3 protein-coding genes are annotated in these 2,521 nt (G+C 69.7%); all 3 read right to left on the bottom strand.

Annotated elements, in window-relative coordinates; translation table 11 throughout:
* Window positions 1–63 precede the first annotated feature (63 nt).
* The gene (locus tag PKD06_RS18745; protein ID WP_324382826.1) at window positions 64–1,656 is read right to left on the bottom strand and encodes a hypothetical protein; all 1,593 of its coding nucleotides are present in this window, start codon (window positions 1,654–1,656) and stop codon (window positions 64–66) included.
* A 30-nt stretch (window positions 1,657–1,686) separates the two neighbouring features.
* Window positions 1,687–2,211 carry a hypothetical protein gene (locus PKD06_RS18750; RefSeq protein ID WP_324382828.1) on the bottom strand — a complete coding sequence of 175 codons (525 nt, stop codon included), beginning with the start codon at window positions 2,209–2,211 and terminating at the stop codon, window positions 1,687–1,689.
* Window positions 2,212–2,222: 11 nt separating this feature from the next.
* Window positions 2,223–2,521, bottom strand: a 299-nt coding sequence (locus tag PKD06_RS18755; RefSeq protein WP_324382830.1) for a DsrE family protein, incomplete at its 5' end; no start/stop codon positions are given.

Consider the following 2,521-nt stretch of genomic DNA (forward strand, 5'->3'; position numbering starts at 1 on the left):
CGAGATCGCCCCCGTCGAAGCCGGTATCGGGCGCATGGGCGTGGGCTTCGACCGGCTCCATCGTCATGCGCTCCGCCGGCGGCGGCCGAGTTCGAAGCCGATCGCGCCAATGGCGATGCCCGCGATGGCGAGCGCGCCGATCAAGCCCGGGCTCAGTCCGGCCGCGATCGTCGGCGGCGCGGATGGCGCGCCGTGGGTAGAGCCGGTCGCCGCCGGAGCCTGCGGCGCTTCCGCCTTGGCCGCGGCCGGCGAGAACAGCGCGGCAGCCTGATAGGTCCGGCCGAGCAGCGCCTTGCCGACATCCTTCAGGATCGCCTGGCCGGTGACCCGGCCCTGGCCCAGCACGAGATCGACATTCGCCACGGCCGGGCCGCCCAGATTCACCGAGCGGTTGCCCGCCTTGTCCTCGATGTGCCAGTCGAGAACCTTGTCGCCCTCGATTTTGCCGACGGCGATGCGGAAGAAGCCCTCCGGTCCGTCGGCCGTCTGGCCGGGCTTGATGCGGATCTCGTCGCGATTGACCAGCATGAAGCCGAAATTGTGCCCGGTCGGGCAGCCGATCGGATAGGCCGTGAACCTGGCGTCGAACTGATAGGGCTTGCCGTATTCGAAGACGATCGTCCGCTCGTAGAGCTTCAGATTGGCCTTGCCGTCCTTGAAGCCTTCCGGCCAGGGCGAGAGGAAGCCGGCGACGCCATCATGCTCGAAGACGAGGGCCTTGCGGGCGGCTGTGTCCTCGATCAGCCGCTGCGGCTGGATCGGACCGAGGGTCCGGTCGAGCACGACCTTGCCCCCCTCGACGACCTCGATGCGCAAGGTCCCAGCCGCCTCGTCGATCGCCGCGACGCGGATGGTCTTGGCTCCGCTCGTCCAACTGTCGCCTGTTCCTGCGAGGCCGGCGAAGAGCTTCTCGCCCGCCAGCATGCGGTCCGTGCGCACGCCCGACAGCCAGTCGAAGACGAGCTTCTGGGGACCGGCCTCGCGGAGCTTCCCCTGGTTGTAGAGCTGGGTGAACCCGCTCGCGCCCTGCCCGGCCCACCAGCCCGGCTGGGTGGCCGAGAAGACCGGCGCGCCGAAGGCCCATTCCCAATCATGGCCCGCGACGGTGCGCACGTGCAGCGCGTGGCTGGCGGTGCGCTCGTGCCCGACCGTCGCGTAGTAGTGGTAGACCTGCCCGCCGACCGCGACGCTGCCTCCCGCCGGGATCGTCACGTCCTCCTTGATCACGATCGACATGTCGTAGTCGATATAGGTCGGCATCCGCCCGAGCACGGGCAGCGGCTCGCCGCGCAACGCGACCTCGCCGCCCCAAGTATCCTCGAGATAGGCGAGCCCGCCCGGCGGGATCACGACCTCGCCGTTCTCGACGCGGCTCTTGCGGATCAGCACGCCGTCGAATTTCGGGGGACGGTTGAGCCCGAAATCGTCCTTGACCGCGACGGCCTGCTTCAATCCGGGCAGGCCGGGAACATAGGCCGGATTCACGGGCCGGTCCGCCAAGAGGGAGAAGGGCGGCGGCGGCAGGTCCTCCTTCGCCACGGGATGCGCGATCGGCACGCCCGGAGCCAGCGGCATCAGGCGCGGATCGGCCTGGGCGGAAGCCGGGCCCGCCAGGGCGAGCGCCGCGACGGCGAGGAGTCGGCTGGTCGGACGCATGTCGTTCTCTGCCTCGATCTCTGGCGGCGGTCAGGCCTTGGCGACCCGCGGCGCGGGCAGCTCGCAGGCGGTCTTGCGGCGGCCGGAGAGGTAGAGCGTTCCCCAGCCGGTCAGCAGCAGCGTGTTCAGGAAGATCAGCCATTTCGGCACGCCGGCGAGCAGGCTGCCGGCGAGGCCGAGCCCGACCACCGAGAGCACGGGCGCGAGGCAGCTCACGCACAGAGCCGAGACGGCGAGGACGCCGCCGCCGAGCGCGGCTCCGGTCGTCGCGCCCGCGCCGTTGCGCCGTCCCGTCGCCAGCGCGAAGCCGATGAAGCCGAAAGCGGTTGCGACCGAAAGCACGGAGAAGATCTCCTCCTTGCGCCGGAAGCTGATCCACCAGGCTTGGCCGCGCTCGTAGGTGAGCTGGCCCGCGCTCACGAACTCATCGGGCAGGAAGCCGCAATCCTCGGCGGCCGTCGCCGATTGGGGCATCTCGAAGAGAAGATAGCTCAGGCCGAGATAGCCGAGGCCCCCGACGAGGGCGAGGACGAGGGCGATGCCGCGCGGGCTCATGGCTTGCGGCCTCAGTAGCTGATCGAGGGCACGCCCGCGCCCATGAACTCGACGAGCTTGGCGCCGCCCACGATCTTCGCGCCCGCGACGAGGTTGTCCTCGTCGAGCCCGCGCTTCTTGAAGCAGGGCGAGCAGACATAGATCGTGCCGCCCGCCGCCGCGAAGTTCTCCATCAGCTCCTTGAGGGGCGCGAAGCCTTCCTCGTGGATGCCGTCGGCATAGCCCTTCTGCGACAACCGCGTGCCCTCGATCGATAGGAAGACCACCGTCTCCTTGTCCGAGGCGACGGCCGCATTGGCGACGACGAAGC

The sequence above is a fragment of the Enterovirga sp. genome (assembly GCF_035325185.1).
Lineage (GTDB): Bacteria > Pseudomonadota > Alphaproteobacteria > Rhizobiales > Beijerinckiaceae > Enterovirga.